At 56.5% G+C, this 22,269-nt stretch carries 22 protein-coding genes; 1 reads left to right on the top strand and 21 read right to left on the bottom strand.

Annotated features, from left to right (window positions below; genetic code table 11):
* Window positions 1–173 precede the first annotated feature (173 nt).
* The 12 genes from lipB to leuS all read right to left on the bottom strand — a co-directional run bounded on the left by lipB (window position 174) and on the right by leuS (window position 12,711).
* Window positions 174–815 carry a lipoyl(octanoyl) transferase LipB gene (gene lipB / locus DBY73_RS12925; RefSeq protein ID WP_112011522.1) on the bottom strand — a complete coding sequence of 214 codons (642 nt, stop codon included), beginning with the start codon at window positions 813–815 and terminating at the stop codon, window positions 174–176.
* A 94-nt stretch (window positions 816–909) separates the two neighbouring features.
* Entirely contained in the window at window positions 910–1,173 is a 264-nt protein-coding gene (gene ybeD, locus DBY73_RS12920) for a DUF493 family protein YbeD (protein WP_112011521.1), read from the bottom strand.
* Between the two features lie 106 nt (window positions 1,174–1,279).
* Window positions 1,280–2,491 (bottom strand): D-alanyl-D-alanine carboxypeptidase DacA, encoded by a 1,212-nt coding sequence (dacA, locus tag DBY73_RS12915; RefSeq protein ID WP_112011520.1) that lies wholly within the window; start codon window positions 2,489–2,491, stop codon window positions 1,280–1,282.
* A 138-nt stretch (window positions 2,492–2,629) separates the two neighbouring features.
* Window positions 2,630–3,736 carry an endolytic peptidoglycan transglycosylase RlpA gene (rlpA, locus tag DBY73_RS12910; protein WP_112011519.1) on the bottom strand — a complete coding sequence of 369 codons (1,107 nt, stop codon included), beginning with the start codon at window positions 3,734–3,736 and terminating at the stop codon, window positions 2,630–2,632.
* A gap of 16 nt (window positions 3,737–3,752) precedes the next feature.
* The gene (mrdB, locus tag DBY73_RS12905; RefSeq protein WP_112011518.1) at window positions 3,753–4,865 is read right to left on the bottom strand and encodes a peptidoglycan glycosyltransferase MrdB; all 1,113 of its coding nucleotides are present in this window, start codon (window positions 4,863–4,865) and stop codon (window positions 3,753–3,755) included.
* A gap of 2 nt (window positions 4,866–4,867) precedes the next feature.
* Window positions 4,868–6,769 (bottom strand): peptidoglycan DD-transpeptidase MrdA, encoded by a 1,902-nt coding sequence (gene mrdA, locus DBY73_RS12900; protein WP_112011517.1) that lies wholly within the window; start codon window positions 6,767–6,769, stop codon window positions 4,868–4,870.
* A 29-nt stretch (window positions 6,770–6,798) separates the two neighbouring features.
* The gene (gene rlmH, locus DBY73_RS12895) at window positions 6,799–7,266 is read right to left on the bottom strand and encodes a 23S rRNA (pseudouridine(1915)-N(3))-methyltransferase RlmH (RefSeq protein WP_003858701.1); all 468 of its coding nucleotides are present in this window, start codon (window positions 7,264–7,266) and stop codon (window positions 6,799–6,801) included.
* A gap of 3 nt (window positions 7,267–7,269) precedes the next feature.
* Entirely contained in the window at window positions 7,270–7,587 is a 318-nt protein-coding gene (gene rsfS, locus DBY73_RS12890) for a ribosome silencing factor (protein ID WP_023334893.1), read from the bottom strand.
* 268 nt (window positions 7,588–7,855) lie between these two features.
* Complete coding sequence (gene nadD, locus DBY73_RS12885) at window positions 7,856–8,521, bottom strand: nicotinate-nucleotide adenylyltransferase (protein WP_146745767.1); 666 nt, start codon at window positions 8,519–8,521, stop codon at window positions 7,856–7,858.
* Window positions 8,514–9,545 (bottom strand): DNA polymerase III subunit delta, encoded by a 1,032-nt coding sequence (gene holA, locus DBY73_RS12880; protein ID WP_112011516.1) that lies wholly within the window; start codon window positions 9,543–9,545, stop codon window positions 8,514–8,516. Before holA ends, nadD begins: the two co-directional genes overlap by 8 nt.
* Window positions 9,545–10,114, bottom strand: a complete 570-nt coding sequence (gene lptE, locus DBY73_RS12875; RefSeq protein WP_112011515.1) for an LPS assembly lipoprotein LptE — start codon at window positions 10,112–10,114, stop codon at window positions 9,545–9,547. Before lptE ends, holA begins: the two co-directional genes overlap by 1 nt.
* A gap of 14 nt (window positions 10,115–10,128) precedes the next feature.
* Entirely contained in the window at window positions 10,129–12,711 is a 2,583-nt protein-coding gene (leuS, locus tag DBY73_RS12870; protein ID WP_112011514.1) for a leucine--tRNA ligase, read from the bottom strand.
* Between the two features lie 215 nt (window positions 12,712–12,926).
* Between leuS and DBY73_RS12865 the strand changes: the two genes are divergently transcribed.
* Window positions 12,927–13,409, top strand: coding sequence for a zinc ribbon-containing protein (locus DBY73_RS12865; protein WP_112011513.1), 483 nt, complete (start codon window positions 12,927–12,929; stop codon window positions 13,407–13,409).
* Between the two features lie 54 nt (window positions 13,410–13,463).
* On the opposite strand, the gene rihA is transcribed toward DBY73_RS12865, so the two are convergent.
* The 9 genes from rihA to DBY73_RS12815 form a co-directional block, all read right to left on the bottom strand.
* Window positions 13,464–14,405: a pyrimidine-specific ribonucleoside hydrolase RihA gene (gene rihA / locus DBY73_RS12860; RefSeq protein ID WP_112011512.1), complete on the bottom strand. Its 942-nt coding sequence runs from the start codon at window positions 14,403–14,405 to the stop codon at window positions 13,464–13,466.
* A 120-nt stretch (window positions 14,406–14,525) separates the two neighbouring features.
* Window positions 14,526–15,251 (bottom strand): amino acid ABC transporter ATP-binding protein, encoded by a 726-nt coding sequence (locus tag DBY73_RS12855; protein WP_112011511.1) that lies wholly within the window; start codon window positions 15,249–15,251, stop codon window positions 14,526–14,528.
* On the bottom strand, window positions 15,251–15,925 hold the full coding sequence (gene gltK, locus DBY73_RS12850; protein WP_112011510.1) for a glutamate/aspartate ABC transporter permease GltK: 675 nt from the start codon (window positions 15,923–15,925) through the stop codon (window positions 15,251–15,253). Before gltK ends, DBY73_RS12855 begins: the two co-directional genes overlap by 1 nt.
* Window positions 15,925–16,665, bottom strand: coding sequence for a glutamate/aspartate ABC transporter permease GltJ (gene gltJ, locus DBY73_RS12845; protein ID WP_112011509.1), 741 nt, complete (start codon window positions 16,663–16,665; stop codon window positions 15,925–15,927). The genes gltK and gltJ overlap by 1 nt, the downstream gene beginning before the upstream one ends.
* A 154-nt stretch (window positions 16,666–16,819) precedes the next feature.
* On the bottom strand, window positions 16,820–17,725 hold the full coding sequence (locus tag DBY73_RS12840; RefSeq protein ID WP_112011508.1) for an amino acid ABC transporter substrate-binding protein: 906 nt from the start codon (window positions 17,723–17,725) through the stop codon (window positions 16,820–16,822).
* Window positions 17,726–18,139: 414 nt separating this feature from the next.
* Window positions 18,140–19,678, bottom strand: coding sequence for an apolipoprotein N-acyltransferase (lnt, locus tag DBY73_RS12830; RefSeq protein WP_112011506.1), 1,539 nt, complete (start codon window positions 19,676–19,678; stop codon window positions 18,140–18,142).
* A gap of 5 nt (window positions 19,679–19,683) precedes the next feature.
* Complete coding sequence (gene corC, locus DBY73_RS12825) at window positions 19,684–20,562, bottom strand: CNNM family magnesium/cobalt transport protein CorC (protein WP_112011505.1); 879 nt, start codon at window positions 20,560–20,562, stop codon at window positions 19,684–19,686.
* 88 nt (window positions 20,563–20,650) lie between these two features.
* Entirely contained in the window at window positions 20,651–21,118 is a 468-nt protein-coding gene (gene ybeY, locus DBY73_RS12820) for an rRNA maturation RNase YbeY (RefSeq protein WP_006809617.1), read from the bottom strand.
* Window positions 21,115–22,161, bottom strand: a complete 1,047-nt coding sequence (locus DBY73_RS12815; RefSeq protein ID WP_112011504.1) for a PhoH family protein — start codon at window positions 22,159–22,161, stop codon at window positions 21,115–21,117. The genes ybeY and DBY73_RS12815 overlap by 4 nt, the downstream gene beginning before the upstream one ends.
* Between the last annotated feature and the right edge of the window lie 108 nt (window positions 22,162–22,269).

The following is a 22,269-nucleotide window of genomic DNA, read 5'->3' as shown; positions in this document are numbered from 1 at the left end:
GTGATTATCACGCATGTTGCATATGCCCCGCAGCCTGCACGGGCGGGGCAAGAGAATATGTGATGCTAATATGCGGGAGCATCGAAAATATAGAATCTACTGATTTTTGTAAAGTATAAAAGCAGTAAATAAGTCACGGTCCGGAGAATAATCGGACCATGATGTATGGTGTATTAAGCGGTGATATATTCGTGGGGAGGATTGTTAAGTAGCGCTAAAAGATTGTTTAATAGCGCTGGTCGAATATTATCGGGGGTGGCGTCTTCTACCCACTGGCGCATTTGCGTCATTTCCATGCCCGCATAGCCACAGGGATTAATTCGCTGGAAGGGCGTCAGATCCATATTAATATTGAGCGCCAGCCCGTGGAACGAACAGCCTTTGCGGATGCGCAGCCCAAGCGAACAGATCTTCTTCTCACCCACGTAGACCCCCGGCGCATCGGCGCGTGGATGGGCGTCAATGCCGTATTCTGCCAGCGTATTAACGACGGTGTTTTCCAGTAAGGTCACCAGTTCACGCACGCCAAGCTTCCTGCGCTTCAGGTTCAGCAGGACATACACGACCTGCTGGCCCGGGCCGTGGTAGGTCACTTGTCCACCGCGATCGCTTTGAATCACGGGAATGTCGCCCGTCATCAGCAAATGTTCCGCTTTTCCGGCCTGGCCCTGGGTAAAGACCGGCAGATGCTCTACCAGCCAAATTTCATCTGGCGTGGCGTCGTCGCGTGAATCGGTGAAGTCGTGCATAGCCTGTGAGACAGGCTCATAGGGCTGTAGCCCGAGGTGGCGGACAAGAATTTTATCCTGATACAAAACAACGTCTCCGAAGACGAGGGACAAATGGGAGTGGGGAGTATATCACAGCGGGGAAGTGGGTTACCCGGCTAACCGGGCAACCCAAAAGGGACTACAGCACCATACGAACAATTTCGATATTGCCGAGCTCTTCGTACAGCGTTTCAACCTGCTCAATGTGCGTTGCATTAATGGTGATAGAGACAGAGTGATAATTGCCTTTGCTGCTTGGTTTCACCGACGGAGAGTAGTCGCCCGGCGCATGGCGCTGAACCACTTCAACCACCTGATCAACCAGCTCAGGTTTCGCCAGACCCATTACTTTGTAGGTAAATGAGGTAGGGAATTCAAGCAGTTCGTTAAGTTTGGTTTTCATGTCAGCTCCGGCGTAACGTCAAAAAATAATAACTCCCACGTCGGGTGGGAGTTATCAGGATACTTAGTATATGGGGATCAAAATCACACTTTCAAGTGTTCAATTTTTAGCCAAACCAGTGATGGAACATCAATTTAATGTAATCAATGATTTTACCGAAGAAATTGCCCTCTGGAATTTCATCCAGCACGACGAGCGGACGCTGATCGATGGTTTTGCCGTCCAGCTGGAAGTTGATGGTGCCGACAACCTGATTTTTCTGCAGCGGTGCATGCAGTTCGGTGGTGTTCAGCACATAGCTGGCCTTCAGGTCTTTCATACGGCCGCGCGGGATAGTCAGATAAAGGTCTTTATCTACGCCGAGCGACGCGCGATCGTTGTCGCCGAACCACACGGGTTCAGACGCAAATTCTTTACCTGCTTTCAGCGGGTTCACGGTTTCGAAGAAGCGGAAGCCCCAGGTCAGGAGTTTTTTGCTTTCCGTCTCACGGCCCTTGAAGGTACGACCGCCCATCACCGCAGAGATCAGACGCATTTGACCTTCGGTTGCCGAAGCCACCAGGTTATAGCCTGCTTTATCGGTATGACCGGTTTTAATGCCGTCAACGTTCAGGCTGTTGTCCCAGAGCAGGCCGTTACGGTTGGTCTGGCGGATGCCGTTGAAGGTGAACTCTTTTTCTTTATAGATGGAGTACTCGTTTGGCACGTCGCGGATCAGCGCCTGGCCGATCAGCGCCATATCGCGCGCAGAGCTGTACTGCCCTTCGGCGTCCAGGCCGTGAACGGTCTGGAAGTGGCTGTTTTTCAGCCCCAGCGCAGAAACATAGCTGTTCATCAGGCCCACGAAAGCATCCTGACTGCCGGCCGCAAAGTCCGCCATCGCCACGCAGGCGTCGTTACCGGACTGCAGGTTAATGCCGCGGATGAGCTGGGAAACCGGCACCTGCATGCCTGGCTTCAGGAACATCAGGGATGAGCCTTTGAACACCGGGTTACCCGTTGCCCATGCGTCGTTACCGATGGTCACTAAATCGGTTTCTTTAAACTTACCCGCCTTCATGGCCTGGCCGATAACGTAGCTGGTCATCATTTTGGTCAGGCTGGCCGGATCGCGACGCGTGTCGGCATTCTGTTCTGCCAGCACTTTGCCAGAGTTGTAATCGATCAGGATGTAGGATTCCGCGTCGATCTGCGGAACGCCAGGGATCATGGTCTTGATGTTCAGGTCATCCGCGTGAGCCGCAGAGAATGCAGCCGCGCATAAGGCCGTGGTCAGCGCCATGCGCTGCACAAAACGAGCAGAAAAAGTGGTCTTCATGGTCAGAACTACGACATCCGTGATGGAATTAAAAAAGTGCCCTACTATAGCAAATGCTATACGGGCAGGCATCCGACTTTAAGCGTGAGTTTGTTAACGTTGTTTACACAAACTGACATTTCGGATACCGCCGATTGATTATTTTGCAACAGTAATAAACGACTGCAGCTGTGCCTCGCTTTGCAGGCGCTGCTGCAGGCTTGCGGCCTGGGATTTGCTCGCAAATGGGCCCATCTGAATACGCCAGACCGCTCCATTTTGCTCAACGCGCCCGGGCACGCTGAACTGCTGGCTCAGGCGTTGCTGATACTGTTGAGCCCTTGCCTGGTCGCTGACGGCACCCACCTGTACCACATAGCTGCCGCTTGCCGCTGCCGGTGCTGCGACCGCTGCATTTTGCTGTGCGGCGGGGGCCACGACGGGCGCGGGCTGCGCGACCGGAGCGGCTGCTGGGGCTGGCGTAGGTTCGCTGCCCTCAAGCACGCCGGAAGCTAAGGTTGTTGGCGCACCGAGGAAGCCGCTGCTTTTCACCGGCGCACCCGTGCTGTCATCGCTTTGCAGCGTATCGTTGCTGATGGCGCGAACTTCGCCCTGAGGCTGGGCTGGCTCTGCCGGAGAGGATACGCCGCCCATGCCTCCGCTGAGATCGGGACGCGCAGGAAGGGCGTAGGTCTGCTTGGCAACCGTCGTACAGGCGGTGCCCGGGCCAGAGAGCGTGCCGTCCTGAGCAACAATGATCGGGTCAATACGCACTTTCGTATTGTTTGAAGTGTTCAGACGATCGGCGGCCGCGCGCGATAGCGAAATGACGCGGTCGTTGCCGTATGGGCCACGATCGTTAATGCGCACCACAATCATGCGGCCGTTTGCCAGGTTGGTTACGCGGGCATAGCTTGGGATAGGTAGCGTTGGGTGCGCGGCGGTGATTTGCATCGGATCGAACGTCTCGCCGGATGCCGTCAGGTTGCTGCCGGGCTCTGCGTCATAAATGGCGGCAAAGCCGGCCTGGCTGAAGCGGGACGGATCCTGAACAATTTTGTAGCTCTTGCCGTCGCGCTGGTAATCCTGATTTGCGCTGGCATTCAGCGGTTCATAGACAGGATCGGCACCGCTGATTTCGACTATCGGGCCATTACAAACCGCAGGCTGCGGCGGCGCGACGGTTGCCTGTTGCTGACCATCATCACTGGTACAAGCTGCAAGTAAACTTGCTGCGATACAGATCCCCAGCCACTGCTTACGCATTGCAATCCCCTTATTTTTATACGCTTTTTGACAACATTTTTCTGTGGGTATGGATCGACATGACGATACCAAACCCGGCCATCAACACGATCAGTGCCGAGCCCCCGTAGCTCACCAGCGGCAGCGGAACGCCTACAACCGGCAGAATACCGCTCACCATACCAATATTTACGAAGACATAAACGAATAAAATCAGCATCAATCCACCCGCCATCACGCGGCCAAAGGTGGTTTGCGCCCGCGCGGCAATCCACAGGCCGCGCATAATCAGCAGCACGTAGAGGGCAAGCAGGATCAGAATGCCCACCAGCCCCAGCTCTTCGGCCAGTACCGCAAAGATAAAGTCGGTATGTCGTTCGGGTAAAAACTCCAGCTGGGACTGCGTGCCGTGCAGCCAGCCTTTACCGCTCAGGCCGCCGGAGCCAATCGCAATCTTAGACTGGATAATGTGATAGCCCGCACCCAGCGGGTCGGTTTCCGGATCGAGCAGCATCATCACGCGCTGGCGCTGATAGTCATGCATCAGGAAGAACCAGAGGATCGGGATAAAGGCCGCCACGAGCACCACGGCGATGCCGATCAGGCGCCAGCTCAGGCCAGACAAGAACAGCACAAACAGGCCGGACAGGGCGATCAGAATTGAGGTGCCCAGGTCAGGCTGTGCCGCTACCAGCAGCGTTGGCAGGAAGATGAGCACCAGCGCGATGGCCGTATTCTTCAGCGAAGGCGGGCAAACGTCGCGGTTGATAAAGCGCGCCACCATCAGGGGAACGGCAATTTTAGCGATTTCCGAAGGCTGGAAGCGGACAATCCCGAGATCCAGCCAGCGCTGTGCGCCCTTTGAGATGGCCCCAAAGGCGTCCACCGCAACCAGAAGAATAATACAGAAGATGTAAAGATACGGCGCCCAGCCCTCATAGACGCGCGGTGGGATCTGCGCCATCACCACCATGATGACCAGACCCATTGCGATCTGGCCAATCTTGCGCTCCATCATGCCGATGTCCTGGCCGCTCGCGCTCCAGATCACCATCGCGCTGTAGAAGAGCAGGGCCAGCAGGATCAGCAGCATGGCAGGATCGATGTGGATTTTGTCCCACAGCGATTTTTTATTTGGATTATCCGTCATGATTATTGGTCCTCCGCCGCAGCGGCCGCCGGGTTTTCAGCCGGCAAGTCGGTGTTATTGTCGCCCAGCATAATGTGATCGAGGATCTGGCGCATGATCGTGCCCACAGCCGGGCCCGCGCCGCCGTTTTCCAGGATCATGGCCACCGCAACCTGCGGGTTGTTATAAGGGGCAAATGCCGTCATGAGCTTATGGTCGCGCAGACGTTCCGCAATACGGTGGGCGTTATAGGTCTCGTTGGCCTTCAGGCCGAACACCTGCGCGGTACCGGATTTCGCGGCCACTTTATACGGCGCGCTGGCGAAATATTTATGTGCCGTACCGTTCGCACGGTTGGCTACGCCGTACATTCCGTCCTTGGCGATCTCCCAGTAGCCGGAATGAATGTCGCCAACGGGTGGCTCATGCGGCTGAACCCACGGCACTTTTTTGCCATCTTCAACCGTGCTTTGCAGCAGATGCGGTACTTTCACTACGCCGTCGTTGATGAGGGTCATCATCGCTTTGTTCATCTGAATAGGCGTTGCCGTCCAGTAGCCCTGGCCAATACCGACCGGGATCGTATCGCCCTGATACCATGGCTTCTTAAAGCGCTTCAGCTTCCACTCGCGGGTTGGCATGTTGCCTGAGCGTTCCTCGGCAAGATCCACGCCGGTGTAATGCCCGTAGCCAAATTTGCTCATCCACTCCGACAGGCGGTCAATACCCATGTCGTAGGCGACCTGGTAGAAGAAGGTATCCGCGGACTCTTCGAGCGACTTCGTCACGTTCAGATGGCCGTGGCCCCATTTTTTCCAGTCGCGATAGCGTTTTTCAGAGCCGGGAAGCTGCCACCAGCCCGGATCGAACAGGCTGGTATTGCGGGTAATAACGCCTGCACTCAGCGCGGAGACGGCGACATACGGCTTCACCGTGGAGGCCGGAGGATAGACCCCCTGCGTGGCGCGGTTCACCAGCGGCGTGTTCGGGTCGTTCAGCAGGCCGGAGTAATCCTTGCTCGAGATACCGTCGACGAAGAGATTAGGGTCGTAGCTCGGCATTGATACCATAGCCAGAATCCCGCCGGTTCGCGGATCGGTCACAACGACGGCCGCGCGGCTGCCCGCCAGCAGGGTTTCGATATACTGTTGCAGCTTAAGGTCGAGCGTCAGGTAGACGTCGTGCCCCGCCTGAGGCGGCACCTCTTTCAGCTGACGGATTACGCGGCCGCGGTTGTTAACTTCCACCTCTTCATAGCCGGTTTGTCCGTGAAGCACTTCTTCGTAGTAGCGCTCAATGCCGAGCTTGCCGATATCGTGCGTCGCCGCGTAGTTCGCCAGCTTGCCGTCTTTATCCAGCCTTTCGACATCTTTATCGTTTATTTTTGAGACGTAACCGATGACGTGCGTCAGCGCGGAACCGTAAGGATAGTAGCGGCGCTTGTAGCCTTTGACCTCAACGCCGGGAAAGCGGTACTGGTTCACGGCAAAGCGGGCAACCTGGACTTCCGTCAGGTTGGTTTTCACCGGAATGGAGGTAAAGCGATGCGAGCGTGAACGCTCTTTTTTGAATGCGGCAATGTCGTCGTCGGTCAGGTCGACCACGCTTTTCAGCGCTTCCAGCGTATCCTGAACGTTATCTACCTTTTCCGGCATCATCTCGATTTGGTAGATGGTGCGGTTCAGCGCCAGCGGCGTACCGTTGCGGTCGTAAATAATGCCGCGGCTGGGCGCGATGGGAACCAGCTTGATGCGGTTCTCGTTTGAGCGCGTCTGGTAATCGGTATAGCGGACGATTTGCAGATTATAAAGGTTGGCGATCAGCACGCCGGTCAGCAGCAAAATCCCCAAAAAGGCGACCAGCGCCCTGCGCACAAACAGCGCGGACTCAGCCGTATAGTCGCGAAAAGAATTCTGTAGTTTCATCCGCTGCTTAATCTACCCTGGTCAAGTCACTACTCGCGGTGATAGGGGTGGTTGGTCGTTATGCTCCATGCGCGATAAAGACTTTCTGCCACCAGTACCCGAACGAGCGGGTGGGGGAGCGTCAGCGCGGAGAGAGACCAGCTTTGTTCTGCCGCTGCCTTGCAGGCGGGGGATAACCCTTCCGGGCCGCCAATCAGCAAACTGACGTCACGGCCATCCTGCTTCCAGCGCTCAAGTTCGTGCGCCAGCTGCGGCGTATCCCAGGGTTTGCCTGGGATATCGAGGGTGACGATGCGGTTTTTGCCTGCGGCGGCCAGCATCAGCTCACCCTCTTTATCGAGAATACGTTTGATATCCGCGTTCTTACCGCGCTTTCCTGCTGGGATCTCCACCAGTTCGAACGGCATATCTTTGGGGAAACGACGCAGATATTCAGTAAAACCGGTTTGTACCCAGTCCGGCATTTTGGTGCCGACGGCGACCAGCTGCAACTTCACGCATTAACCCCAGAGTTTTTCCAGCTCATACAGACGACGGCTTTCGTCCTGCATGACGTGGACAATCACATCGCCAAGGTCGACAACCACCCAGTCAGCGGTCGCTTCACCTTCAACGCCAAGCGGTAACAGCCCTGCGGCGCGCGATTCCTGAACAACATGATCGGCAATAGAAACCACGTGGCGAGTAGACGTCCCGGTGCAGATGATCATGCAGTCGGTGATGCTGGATTTACCCTTAACGTCGATAGCGATGATGTCCTGACCTTTCAGGTCATCAATTTTGTCGATAACAAAATCCTGGAGTGCTTTACCCTGCAAGTTTTCCCCCTGGGTGAAAAGATGGTGCAACAAAGAATTTGTGGTCAGCCAGTATACCTGAACTGAGGCCAGTGTCGGGACAAATGTCACCGTCCGGGCTTTTGAAGGCGGGTATCATCCCACCCTCCGCCTGAGATTGCATCGCCATTTTTGTAAAACAATTTCTGTAAAGCAATGTTCGGCGGGAAAGTCTGGCAGCGGAGGATAACAGCATGACTTTACCTGTCAAGGCAGGATAATCAATAAGGGGCTTTTTCACTCGCCGGGATTATTCATCTGCTCTTTTCTGATACAAACCGTGCTGGTGAATATATTCCAGCACCGGGGTGGGCAGCAGGTCCTCACAGGGCAAGCCTGCCTGTAAGCGCTCGCGGATCAGGGTTGCGGAGATATCAAACCACGGCGTTTCAGCCAGATAGATTTTACCTGCGGGCAGCGTATGTAGTTCGTCAATATTGTCCGTTAAATGGGCTTCCAGCCATTGCTGATAGTGCTCTTCGCGCATGGTCAGAGGATAGCCCGGACGACGGGTGACGATAAGATGGCTGTTGCACAGAATGGTTTCGTATTTGTGCCAGCTTGGGAAGTTCAGCAAAGAGTCCTGGCCAATAATAAACGCCAGCGGTTTCTCCGGCCCTTGTTCTTCGCGCCACTCCCGCAGCGTCTCGGACGTCCACGAAGGCGCGTCGCGCTTGAGTTCGCGCTCGTCGAGGGTGAACAGCGGCTTGTCGGCAATCGCCAGCGCGAGCATGGCTTTACGCTGCTCGCTGGTCGCTTCCGGCTGAGGGCGGTGCGGTGGAACGTTGTTAGGCATAATAATGACGCGCTGCAGGCCAATCAGGTTTGCCAGAATTTCGACGGGCTTGAGGTGCCCGTAGTGTACCGGGTCAAAGGTACCGCCATACAGCGCCTGTAGAGAGTGCATATTATCCATCAATAAATACGTCGGCCAGCGCCTTATGGCACAGCAGCAGAGAGAGGCTTTCAAGCTCTTCCCACACCGATTGACCGTAGTCCTGCTTCAGCGTCAGCTCGGCGCGCGTGAGCAGATGCACCGCCTGGCGCAGCTGCTCGTGGCCGAGCCGGTTAATGGCTTCGGTGGTCATCGCCCTGCGGTTTTGCCAGACGCGGTGTTTGTCAAACAGCGTGCGCAGCGGCGTGTGGGCCGACTGGCGCTTGAGGTTGATTAACAGCAGCAGCTCGCGCTGGATCGTGCGCAGTAAAATAACCGGTTCGCTGCCTTCGAGACGCAGCTGCTGCAGGATATGCAGCGCGCGCTTACTCTTGGCGGCCAGCAGCGCGTCGACCCAGTGGAACGGCGTAAAGTGCGCGGCATCGTTAACCGCCTGCTCAACGCGCGGCAGCGTCAGCTTGCCGTCGGGCCACAGCAGGGATAGCCTGTCGAGCGCCTGCGCAAGCGCCAGCAGGTTGCCTTCATAGCAGTAGCAGAGCAGCTGATTCGCCGCGTCGTCCAGCAGCAGGTTCTGCTGCTTTGCCCTTGCCGCAACCCACTTAGGCAGATGCGCCTGCTCGGGCGTCTGGCAGGTCACAAGCACCGCGTTGGTGGCGAGCGTCGTTATCCACGCCGCATTTTCCTGCGCTTTAGTCAGCTTATTGCCGCGCACAATCAGCAGCAGATCGCCGTGAAGCAAGCTTACCAGCGTCGCCAGCTGTTCATTAATCGCCGCGTTAGGGCCATTTTCCGGCAGCAGAATCTGAATGGTTTGACGAGAGGCAAACAGGCTCATCGCCTGGCAAATCGAAAAAATCGCATTCCAGTCGGTGCTGTTATCCAGCTGGAAGGTGTGGTGTTCATCGAAGCCCTGCGCCGCCGCCGCGTGGCGAACGGCATCAAGACTTTCCTGAAGCAAAAGCGGGTCGTTTCCGAGCAGCAGATACGCCGCGCGCAGCCCTTCATTGAGCTGCGCGCGGAGTTGTTCAGGATACAACCTGATCATCAGTTACCCAACGAGGTGGCTGCCGGAAGCGAGGCTGCCTCAGGCTTGTCGACAATGTCTGAACCCTGTTTAGACGTTGCCGCAATGCGCGGCAACTGACGGATCAGCTGTTCCGCTGCCTTGTCGTACATTTCGTTAATGATAATTTGCTGTTCGGCATCTTTCGCCAGCGCCGTCTGCGGGTTATCAAAGAACGAACGGTAGACCTTGGTGCTGATCGGATAGATGTCTTTACCCGGGATCAGCACGGCTGCGCTAACCGACATGACCATCTGATATTCCGCCGTGCGTCCGTCCTGGAAGATGGACGCCGTGTCTTTGCTCAGCGTCGAGCGGAGGACGCGGAATGACGGTACATCCTGGCGAAGCGTGTCTTTCTCGATAATCTCCACGCCGTTCAGGCGCAGCTGACTGCGAAGCGCGCGGCTAAGTGGGCCGTTCGGATCCGAAGAGTCGAAGATCATCGTTTTCATCTGCTCTGGCACCGCCGTTGTGTTGCGCAGGTGCCAGCCGCAGCCGGCGGTGACAAGCACCGCCAAAGATAAAAGTATTGTTGCCAGTTGTCGCACGTTTCCTCCCGCGCTTAGCCAACGACCAGATTAAGCAGTTTACCCGGTACGTAGATAACCTTACGTACGGTAACGCCCTCAAGATATTTCGCAACCAGATGCTCCTGGCCCGCGCGCTCGCGCACTTGCTCCTCGGTTGCATCAACGGCGACGGTAATTTTACCGCGCACTTTACCGTTAACCTGCACGACGACCAGCGTGGTGTTTTCCACCATTGCCGCTTCGTCCGCTACCGGCCACGGCGCGTTGTCGATATCGCCTTCGCCCTTCAGCGCCTGCCACAGGGTGAAGCTGGCGTGCGGGGTGAACGGGTTAAGCATGCGAACGACTGCCAGCAGCGCTTCACGCATTAAGGCGCGATCCTGCTCGCCGTCCTGCGGTGCTTTTGCCAGTTTGTTCATCAGTTCCATAATAGCCGCAATTGCGGTATTGAAGGTCTGACGACGGCCGATATCATCGGTGACTTTAGCAATTGTTTTATGCACATCGCGACGCAGCGCCTGCTGATCTTCAGTCAGTGCGGCAACGTTCAGCGCAGGGGCATCGCCCTGAGAGGTGTGCTCGTAAACCAGTTTCCAGACGCGTTTCAGGAAGCGGTTAGCGCCTTCAACGCCGGATTCCTGCCACTCGAGCGTCATGTCTGCCGGGGAAGCAAACATCATGAACAGGCGCACGGTATCGGCACCGTAGCGCTCGACCATAACCTGAGGGTCGATGCCGTTGTTTTTGGATTTGGACATCTTGCTCATGCCGGTGTAGACCAGCTCGTGGCCTTCGGCATCTTTTGCCTTCACGATGCGGCCTTTTTCGTCACGCTCAACGATGGCATCAACCGGAGAAACCCAGTTACGCTCGCCGTTTTCGCCTACGTAGTAAAACGCGTCGGCCAGAACCATACCCTGGCACAGCAGCTGTTTTGCCGGCTCGTCGGAGTTCACGAGGCCCGCGTCGCGCATCAGCTTGTGGAAGAAGCGGAAGTAGAGCAGGTGCATGATGGCGTGTTCGATACCGCCGATGTAGATATCCACCGGCAGCCAGTAGTTCGCCGCGTCGGAATCCAGCATGCCTTCCTGATACTGCGGGCAGGTGTAGCGCGCGTAGTACCAGGAGGACTCCATAAAGGTGTCGAAGGTGTCGGTTTCACGCAGCGCAGGCTGGCCGTTCACGGTGGTTTTTGCCCACTCTGGATCGGCTTTGATCGGACTGGTGATGCCGTCCATGACCACGTCTTCCGGCAGGATCACCGGCAGCTGATCTTCAGGCGTCGGCACCACGGTACCGTCTTCCAGCGTCACCATTGGAATCGGTGCGCCCCAGTAACGCTGACGGGAAACGCCCCAGTCGCGCAGACGATAGTTCACTTTACGCTCGCCAACGCCCAGCGAGGCCAGCCTGTCGGCAATCGCGTTGAAGCCTTCTTCGAAGCTCAGGCCGCTAAATTCACCGGAGTTGAACAGGGTGCCTTTTTCGGTCAGCGCCTGCTCGGAGAGGTCAGGCTCAGAACCGTCGGCCGCCAGGATAACCGGCTTGATGTTCAGGCCATATTTGGTGGCAAATTCGTAGTCGCGCTGGTCGTGCCCTGGAACAGCCATCACTGCGCCGGTACCGTACTCCATCAGCACGAAGTTAGCGGCCCATACCGGAATTTCTTCCCCGGTCAGCGGATGCACGGCTTTAAAGCCGGTATCAACGCCTTTCTTCTCCATGGTCGCCATTTCGGCTTCAGCCACTTTGGTGTTGCGGCATTCGTCGATGAAGGTCGCCAGCTCAGGGTTGCTCTCGGCCGCTTTCTGCGCCAGAGGGTGACCCGCCGCCACGGCCAGGTAGGTCGCTCCCATGAAGGTGTCCGGACGGGTAGTGTAAACGGTCAGCGTCTGGTCGTAATCCTTCACGTTGAAGGTGATTTCAACGCCTTCAGAACGGCCGATCCAGTTGCGCTGCATGGTCTTCACGGTGTCAGGCCAGTGATCCAGATTATCCAGATCGTTCAGCAGCTCGTCAGCGTAAGCGGTGATTTTAATAAACCACTGGGGGATCTCTTTACGCTCAACCTTGGTGTCGCAGCGCCAGCAGCAGCCGTCGATCACCTGTTCGTTTGCCAGAACGGTCTGATCGTTCGGGCACCAGTTAACGGCGGACGTTTTCTTGTATACCAGGCCTTTTTTATACAGCTCGGTGAAGAATTTCTGCTCCCAACGGTAATATTCCGGCGTACAGGTCGCCAGCTCGCGGCTCCAGTCGTAGCCGAAGCCCAGCATTTTGAGCTGGTTTTTCATGTACGCGATGTTGTCGTACGTCCACGGCGCGGGGGCGGTGTTGTTTTTTACCGCGGCGCCTTCAGCAGGCAGGCCGAACGCATCCCAGCCGATTGGCTGAAGAACGTTTTTACCCAGCATGCGCTGGTAGCGAGCAATCACATCGCCAATGGTGTAGTTACGCACGTGGCCCATGTGTAGTCGACCAGAAGGATAGGGAAGCATCGACAGGCAATAATACTTCTCTTTGCTCTCGTCTTCGGTAACTTCAAAGGTACGCTTCTCGTCCCAGTGTTGCTGGACTTTGGATTCTATCTCTTCCGGGCGGTATTGCTCTTGCATGGCAGCCAGTGGTCCTGTGTTCAATACAGCTACAAAATGTAGCCAATGGATGTGGTAATTCAGATCCGCATAGCATAGCCCAAACGTACGCGTCAAAACAGCCTTTCGCACAAATGCCCTTTGCAGGAATTTACGGGCTCTGTGCTTCACCTGACAAAGCGGGACTGAAATACGGTCTATGATTAAAAAGAGTCACTTACCCAGGAGGCAGAAGGATGAACAAGGTTGCTCAATTTTACCGCGAACTGGTGGCGACGCTCACCGAGCGGCTGCGTAACGGCGAGCGTGATATTGACGCGCTCGTTGAACAAGCGCGTGCGCGGGTCACGCAAACGGGTGAGTTAACGCGAACCGAGGTTGAAGAGGTGACGCGCGCCGTTCGTCGCGACCTGGAAGAGTTTGCGCGCAGCTACGCGGAGAGCCAGGACGAGGTTGCCGACAGCGTCTTTATGCGGGTGATTAAAGAAAGCCTGTGGCAGGAGCTGGCGGATATTACCGATAAAACCCAGCTGGAGTGGCGCGAGGTGTTTCAGGATCTAAACCACCACGGCGTTTACCACAGCGGTGAGGTGGTGGGGTTGGGGAATCTGGTTTGCGAGAAATGCCATCATCATATTGCGATTTATACGCCGGACGTGCTCCCGCTGTGCCCGAAATGTGGGCACGACCAGTTCCAGCGTCGGCCGTTTGAACCCTAAATAAAAGCACAGGTTTGCTCCCTCTCCCCGTGGGAGAGGGCCGGGGTGAGGGCATCAGGCCGCACTATAATAAGCCAGCCTCTCCGCCAGCAAATCGACAAACCCCTCCCGATCGATATCCACCATTACCGTCGTATTCGGCTTATTCCCGGTCAGCGAGTAGTAATCCACCACCGTCATGCCCTGCGTGTATTTTCCCTGCGTCTCCACGCCAACCCACCTGTCCACCGTCGTAAACATCTCCGGTTTCAGCAGCCAGGCAATGGTGCAAGGATCGTGCAGCGGCGCGCCGTGGAAGCCCCATTTCTCAGCCTTATGGTATTCCATAAAGAAATCGAGAAGCTCCGCAACGGTTGTCGCAACCGGATTGCCGACGGCGCGGAAGCGCTCAATATCCGCCGCCATAATCTGCGCGCGGTGGGTAACGTCCAGCCCCGCCATCACAATCGGTAAACCGGACTGGAACACAATTTCAGCGGCTTCCGGGTCGACGAAGATGTTGAACTCCGCCGCTGGCGTCCAGTTACCCAGCCCCATCGCGCCGCCCATGATGACGATGCGCGCGATTTTAGCGTGCAGCTCAGGATGGCCGTTCAGCAGCAGCGCCACGTTGGTTTGCGGGCCGGTTGCCACCAGCGTAACGGGCTCGCTGCTTTCGCGCAGCACCTTTGCCATCAGCTCTACGGCAGTGCAGCTTTGCGGCGCAAAGGCCGGTTCCGGCAGCGCCGGGCCGTCAAGGCCGCTCTCGCCGTGGACGTTGTCGGCAATAATCAGATCGCGCATCAGCGGCTTAACCGCGCCGCCCGCGACCGGAATATCGGTGCGCTTAAGCAGCGTCAGCATGCGCAGCACGTTGCGCAGGGTTTTATCAGGCGTCTGGTTTCCGGCGGACGAGGTGACGGCTTTGACGTCCAGCTCCGGGGAGGCGAGGGCAAGAACGAGGGCGATCGCGTCGTCATGACCCGGATCGCAATCGAGAATAATTGGCTGTGCCATAAGGTTCTCCATGCTTGGCGTTATTTTGTGACAAGGTTAACGCTGCATTGAGACGCCGACGAGAAGAAGAGAGAGAAAGCGTGAGGCAGCGCGCAATCCGCAGATTGCGCGCTGAAAAGATTAGTGCAGGATTTTGGCGAGGAAATCTTTTGCGCGATCGGATTTCGGATTGGCGAAGAACTCTTCTTTCGGCGAGTCTTCGACGATCTTCCCTTCATCCATGAAGATCACGCGGTTGGCCACCTTGCGGGCGAAGCCCATCTCGTGCGTCACCACCATCATGGTCATCCCTTCGTGAGCCAGCTCGACCATGACGTCCAGCACTTCGTTGATCATCTCGGGATCGAGTGCCGAAGTGGGTTCGTCGAACAGCATGGCGACGGGGTCCATACACAGCGCGCGGGCGATCGCCACGCGCTGCTGCTGGCCGCCGGAAAGCTGTGCCGGGAATTTATCGGCGTGAGCGGAAAGCCCCACGCGCTCAAGCAGCTTCAGCCCTTTTTCGCGCGCCGCCTTTTTATCGCGCTTAAGCACTTTTACCTGCGCCAGCGTCAGGTTCTCAATAATGGAGAGGTGCGGGAACAGCTCAAAGTGCTGAAACACCATCCCAACGTGGGAGCGCAACTGAGCCAGATTTGTCTTCTTGTCATTAACCCTGGTGCCGTTAACCACGATCTCGCCTTGCTGCACGGGTTCCAGGCCGTTCACCGTTTTAATGAGCGTCGATTTTCCGGAGCCGGACGGCCCACACACCACGACCACGTCGCCTTTTTTTACTTCGGTGGAGCAGTCGGTCAGCACCTGAAAGTGCCCATACCATTTTGAAACATTTTTCAGGGAAATCATCATACAGTCCTTTTCTTCAGCCAGCTGACCAACAGCGACGCGCTTAAACTAATCACAAAATAGACCCCGCCCGCGAACAGGACCATCTCAACCTGGGTACCATCACGCTCGCCAATGGTTGACGCGGTGCGGAAGAAGTCCGCCAGGCTAAGAACGTAGACCAACGAGGTATCCTGGAACAGCACTATGCCCTGCGTCAGCAGGAGCGGGACCATGGCGCGAAACGCCTGCGGCAGAATAATCAGCTTCATTGACTGCCAGTGCGTCATTCCCAGCGCCAGCGCGGCGCTGGACTGCCCGCGGGAGATGCTTTGAATGCCCGCACGGATAATCTCCGAGTAGTACGCGGCCTCAAACATCGAGAACGCCACCATCGCGGAGATCAGGCGGATGTCGGTTTTCGGCGACAGCCCCAGCACGTTTTGCAGAAAGCCGGGAACAATCAGGTAAAACCACAGCAGCACCATCACCAGCGGGATGGAGCGGAAAACGTTAACGTACGCGGTCGCAAACCAGGCGAGCGGCTTAAAGCTCGACAGGCGCATCACCGCCAGCAGGGTTCCCCAGACGATACCGATGATGATGGCAATGACGGTGATTTTTAACGTAATCAACAGGCCATCCAGCAGGTACGGCATGGAAGGAACGATAGAACTCCAGTCAAATTCGTACATTATTTGCCCCCCATATTGCCCGGCAGGCGAATTTTGCGTTCAACCAGGTTCATTACCAGCATGATGAAAGCGTTAATCAGAACATACGCGAGCGTAATGGCCGTGAAGGATTCCCACGCGTGTGCGGAGTAATCCAGCAGCTTGCCCGCCTGCGCGGCCATGTCCACCAGGCCGATGGTCGAGGCGATGGCCGAGTTTTTTACCAGGTTCATCATCTCTGAGGTCATCGGTGGGACAATGACGCGATAGGCGTTTGGCAGCAGCACGTAGCGGTAGGCCTGCGGCAGCGTCAGCCCCATCGCCAGCGCGGCGTTCTTCTGTCCGCGCGGCAGCGACTGAATGGCCGCGCGTACCTGCTCGCAGACGCGCGCGGCGGTGAACAGCCCCAGACACAGCATGGAGGAGACGAAGAACTGCACGTTGGGGTCCAGCTCTGCCTTGAACCACATGCCGATATTTTCCGGCAGCAGTTCTGGGATCACCAGATACCAGGTAAAGAACTGCACGATCAGCGGAACGTTTCGGAACAGTTCCACATACAGAGTGCCGAGCATGGAGAGAAAGCGGTTGGGTACGGTACGCAGAATACCGAACAGCGAGCCGACGAGAAACGCGATAATCCACGCCGTTATGGATAACGTAACGGTGACCTGAAAGCCGCTCCAGAGCCAGCCGAGATAGGTGGTGTTGCCGAACGGGGCTTGTTGCAGAAAGATGCCCCAGTTCCAGTCGATTGACATAATAAACTCCAGAAAAAAAAGGGTAGCAGCGCTACCCTCGAAGATTGGTGAGAAGCTCATTTTCGCGCTGAGTGGGGAACGACCACTCCGCGTATAGTCTGTCCGTGCTTCCCGACAATCGAGAGGGCAGGTATTCCCGCCCCTGTTGTTCTAATTAGTTAAGAGCTTTGTCGTTTGGTGTTTTGAACAGCGCTTTCATGTCATCGGACAGTTCGAAGTTCATGTTCAGGTTCTTCGGTGGAATAGGGTTCTTGAACCATTTGTCGAACCATTTCTCCGCTTCGCCGGACGTCTGTGCCTGAGCGATGGTGTCATCGATCAGCTTTTTAAAGTCGGCGTCGTCTTTGCGCAGCATGCAGCCGTAGGCCTCTTTAGACTGCGCGGTGCCCACGATTTCCCAGTTGTCCGGTTTCTTCGCTTTTGCACGCTCGCCGGCCAGCAGCGCATCGTCCATCATAAACGCGACGGCGCGACCGCTTTCCAGGGTACGGAAGGAGTCGCCGTGGTCTTTCGCGCTGATGATGCGCATATCCATTTTCTTCTCGTCGTTCAGCTTGTGCAGCAGCACTTCTGACGTCGTGCCGGACGTCACGACGACCGCTTTACCCTTCAGATCGGCAAAATCTTTGATGTCGCCGCCTTTCTTGGTCAGCAGACGGGTGCCGACAACGAAGATGGTGTCGGAGAAGGCCGCCTGTTTCTGGCGCTCAAGGTTGTTGGTGGTGGAACCACACTCAAAATCGAAGGTGCCGTTCTGCAGCAGGGGAATGCGGTTCTGTGAAGTGATTGGGATCATCTTCACCTGCAGATCGGGTTTGTTCAGCTTTTTCTTCACGGCTTCAACGATGGCGTTGGAGTAGTCCTGTGAATAGCCCACGACTTTTTGCGTGTTGTCGTAGTAAGAGAACGGGACGGATGATTCACGGTGGCCGACCACGATAACGCCGTTTTTGGCGATCTTGTCGAGCGTGCTTCCTGCTTTCAGAGCGTCTTCAGCGTGAACGACGCCCGCCGACATCCCCATCACCAGCATTGCTGTGGCCAGTTTACGTAATTGCATACCCAACTCCTTCTTATCAGCGTCAGTGACGCATTGATACCCATTGTGATGTTGTTATATCTCGCGCTGTGCGAGTGCAGTGTTATGCAAGCTTGTTAACATTTAGTCTGGCTTAATGTAAAGATTTTGCTGCGTTATTGTTTATTTTTGCGAAGCGCGCCGCACCATTCAGAGGCAATAATCTCCCGTTGCACCGTTTCGGTGCTACCGACGATCTACGCTGGTGCGACAAGGTTGCACGTTAAGCCAGAAAGCGTTTGCGAGAACAAACAAAGCAATAGGCGTGCCAGAATTGACCCTCACCCTATCCCTCTCCCTGGAAGGGAGAGGGGAAAAGGCGGAGCTGGATTTTGAAAAAGTGCAGAAAACCGTTCCCTCTCCCCTATGGGGAGAGGGCTAGGGGGAGGGGGAAGGTTATTTGCGACGCTGACGAAGGCTCATTACCACGGCGCCAAAGCCAAACAGCGCGGTCAGCACCCACAGCGGCCAGTTGCCGGTACGGGCGTACGGGGTCAGGCCCGTGGTTGGCGTGACCTTTGCGGTCAGCACGTCACGGGTGAACTGCGGGAGCATCGCCTGAATTTCACCCTGCGGACCAATCACGGCGGTGATGCCGTTGTTGGTGCTGCGCAGCAGCGGACGAGCCAGCTCAAGCGAACGCATGCGCGCCATCTGGAAGTGTTGCCACGGGCCAATCGACTTGCCAAACCAGGCGTCGTTCGAAATAGTCAGCAGGTAGTCCGTGTCCGGACGGAAGTTATCGCGCACCTGCTCGCCGAGGATGATTTCGTAGCAAATGGCGGGCGTCAGCGCAAAGCCGTGCGCGTGCAGCTGCGGCTGAACGTACGGCCCGCGGCTGAAGGAGGACATCGGCAGGTCAAAGAACGGAGCCAGCGGGCGCAGAATCGACTCCAGAGGCACAAACTCGCCAAACGGTACCAGATGGTTTTTGTTGTAGCGGTCGGTTGAGTCGTAGCTGTACTCGCTGCCCTTGCCGAGCGTAATGATGGTGTTGTACGTATCGTAGCGGTTCTGCTGGTTGAGCCGCGCATCAACGATTCCGGTAATCAGCGTGGTGTCGCGCGCGCGCAGCAGGTTATCCATCATCTTCAGGAACGGCTGCTGGTTAATTTCCAGATCCGGAATGGCGGACTCCGGCCAGATCACCATCTGGGATTTTCCCATCACCTGCTCGGTGGCGTTGGCGTAGATTTTCAGCGTGTTGATAAGCTGATTTTCATCCCACTTCAGCGCCTGAGGAATATCCCCCTGCACCATAGAAACCTGCATGGCGCGCTCGGGCTGCGGGGTGAACCACTGAACGTAACGCAGCGGGAAGGGCAGAGCGAACAGCACCAGCGCGGCAACCAGGGGCTTCCAGCTGCGCGCGGTCAGGGCCAGCACCAGCAGGCCGCTGACGACCATCAGCAGGAAGTTAATCGCCTCTACGCCCATGACTGGCGCCATCCCTTTCAGCGGGCCGTCGATCTGGCTATAGCCGAACTGCAGCCACGGGAAGCCGGTCAGCACCCAGCCACGCAGAAATTCAGTTATCTGCCAGACAACGGGGGCGGCAATCGCCACGCGGATCCAGGTCGTTTTGGGCCACAGGCGAGAGAGGATGCCCGCGAACAGGCCGGTGTAAAGCGAGAGGTAAGCGGCGAGCAGCACGACGAGGAAAACGTTAACCGGGCCGGGCATTCCGCCAAACTGCGCGATGCTGACGTAGACCCAGTTAATGCCGGAACCGAAGAGCCCCAGCCCCCAGACGTAGCCGATAGCCGCGGCCTGCACCGGGCGGCGATTCAGGGTTAAACCCTGTAGCCCCATCAGGGAGAGAATGGCCGCTGGCCAGATATCGTAAGGCGAAAAAGCCAGCGTACCGCTGGCTCCGAGTAACAGCGCCAGCAGCAGACGGACGCGCTGGCGTTCAAAGAATGGGGCAAATGCCATTTACATTAATCTTCCAGTTTTGGCACCGGTGAGTCGTCCGGCGTTCTGACGTGAACCTGAATAATACGTCGGCTGTCGGCCATGGCGACCTTGAATTGGTAACCGTCGATGTCAACGGTCTCGCCGCGCGCCGGGAGATGGCCAAAGGCCTGCATTACCAGCCCACCAATGGTATCCACTTCTTCATCGCTGAAGTGGGTGCCGAAGGCGTCGTTGAAGTCCTCAATGGACGCCAGCGCGCGCACGGTCCAGGTGTGGCGGCTCAGCTGACGGAAGTCGATATCTTCTTCTTCGTCGTATTCGTCTTCGATTTCGCCCACGATCAGCTCAAGGATATCCTCGATCGTGACCAGACCCGAGACGCCGCCAAACTCATCAATCACAATCGCCATGTGGTAGCGCTGAGAGCGAAACTCTTTCAGCATCCGGTCCACACGTTTGCTTTCCGGCACAACCACGGCCTGGCGTAACACTTTTTCCATGCTGAAGGCTTCCGCGTCGCTGCGCATAAACGGCAGCAGATCCTTCGCCATCAGAATGCCTTCAATGTGATCTTTATCTTCGCTGATAACCGGGAAACGCGAGTGGGCGGATTCGATGATGACATCGAGGCACTCGTCCAGCGTCTGGTTGCGTTTCAGGGTGATCATCTGCGAGCGGGGGATCATGATGTCGCGCACGCGCTGGTCGGCGATGTCCATTACCCCTTCGAGCATCTCGCGCGTATCTTCATCGATAAGATCGTTTTGCCCGGAATCACGGATCAGCTCCAGCAGTTCGTCACGGTTTTTGGGCTCGCCGTGGAAAAGCTGGTTCAGAATAAGGGAGAAAAATCCCTTTTTAGTGTTTGGAGTGTCGCTACTGTGTGAATTGTCGTCGCTCATGGCGTTTGTTAAGGGTTCTCTTGTTGGTTCTCAGTTCACCGCCGCGCTATTTCCTTGCGCGGCGGCATGTTAGTCAGCCTGGGGCTGACTATTCTTTCTCGGCAATGTACGGGTCCTCATAGCCCAGAGCAAGCATTATCTCTGTCTCGAGGGACTCCATCTCTTCCGCTTCGTCATCTTCAATGTGATCGTAGCCCAACAGGTGCAGGCTGCCGTGAACCACCATATGCGCCCAGTGGGCCTCAAGCGGCTTTTGCTGCTCTTTGGCTTCCTGCTCAACCACCTGACGGCAGATGATCAGATCGCCTAACAGCGGCATCTCCATGCCCGGAGGCGCTTCGAATGGGAAAGAGAGCACGTTGGTCGGCTTATCTTTCCCGCGATAGGTCAGGTTAAGCTCATGGCTTTCCGCTTCATCCACCAGGCGAATCGTGACTTCTGATTCTTCCTGAAACTGGGGGATAACCGCATCCAGCCATTTCTGAAACTGTGCCTCTTCTGGCATGCCGGAATTATCTTCACAGGCCAGCTGTAAATCGAGGATCACCTGACTCATTTTTGTTCTTGCTCCTGCGCGTCGCGCTTGCGTTCTGCGGCCAGTTCGGCCCTGCGTTTCTGATCGGCTTCTTCCCAGGCCTCATAGGCGTTAACGATGCGCGCAACAACCGGGTGGCGCACCACGTCTTCGCTGTGGAAGAAGTTAAAGCTGATTTCATCCACTTCCGCCAGGACTTCAATGGCGTGGCGCAGGCCGGACTTAGTATTTCGCGGCAGGTCAATCTGGGTGACGTCGCCGGTGATGACCGCCTTTGAGTTAAAGCCAATGCGCGTCAGGAACATTTTCATCTGTTCGATAGTGGTGTTCTGGCTCTCATCGAGGATGATAAAGGCATCGTTCAGGGTGCGGCCGCGCATGTAGGCCAGCGGCGCAACTTCAATGACGTTACGCTCAATCAGCTTCTCGACTTTCTCAAAGCCGAGCATTTCGAACAGCGCGTCATAGAGCGGGCGCAGATACGGATCGACTTTCTGACTCAAATCACCCGGCAGGAAGCCTAGCTTTTCACCGGCCTCCACCGCAGGACGCGTCAGCAGAATGCGGCGAATGTCCTGGCGCTCAAGGGCGTCTACCGCGGCGGCGACGGCCAGATAGGTTTTACCCGTACCCGCCGGACCCACGCCGAAGGTGATGTCGTGATCGAGAATGTTGGCGATGTACTGCGCCTGGTTCGGCGTGCGCGGCTTGATCACGCCGCGCTTGGTCTTGATGTGAATCGCCTTGCCGTAGTCCGGCACGCTCTCCGCGCTTTGCTCAAGCACGCGCGCTTCTTTGATCGCGAGGTGGATTTGCTCCGGCTCGATATCCTGAATTTCGCCGCGCATCGGGGCGGTATCGACATACAGGCTGCGAAGAATATCCGCAGCGGCGTTGACGCAGATTGGGCGTCCGGTGAGTTTGAAATGGTTATCGCGACGATAGATTTCGATACCCAGACGTCGCTCCAGTTGCTTGATGTTGTCATCAAACGGCCCGCACAGGCTCAGCAGGCGAGCGTTGTCTGCTGGCTCAAGGCTAATTTCACGCGTGTCTATGTTCAAACCGTTCCTCTTTGATGGTTTAGCTGACCTGGTGGTGGCGTAGTAACGCGGCCATTACCGAAATTATTCACGCCACAGAATAAAGGCGCAAGCATTGCGGAAGATATT

It is taken from the genome of Enterobacter sp. RIT418 (assembly GCF_003057745.1).
Classification (GTDB): Bacteria; Pseudomonadota; Gammaproteobacteria; order Enterobacterales; family Enterobacteriaceae; genus Enterobacter.
Note: the sequence above shows the minus strand (reverse complement) of the source record. Positions and strands in the feature narration are given on the sequence as shown.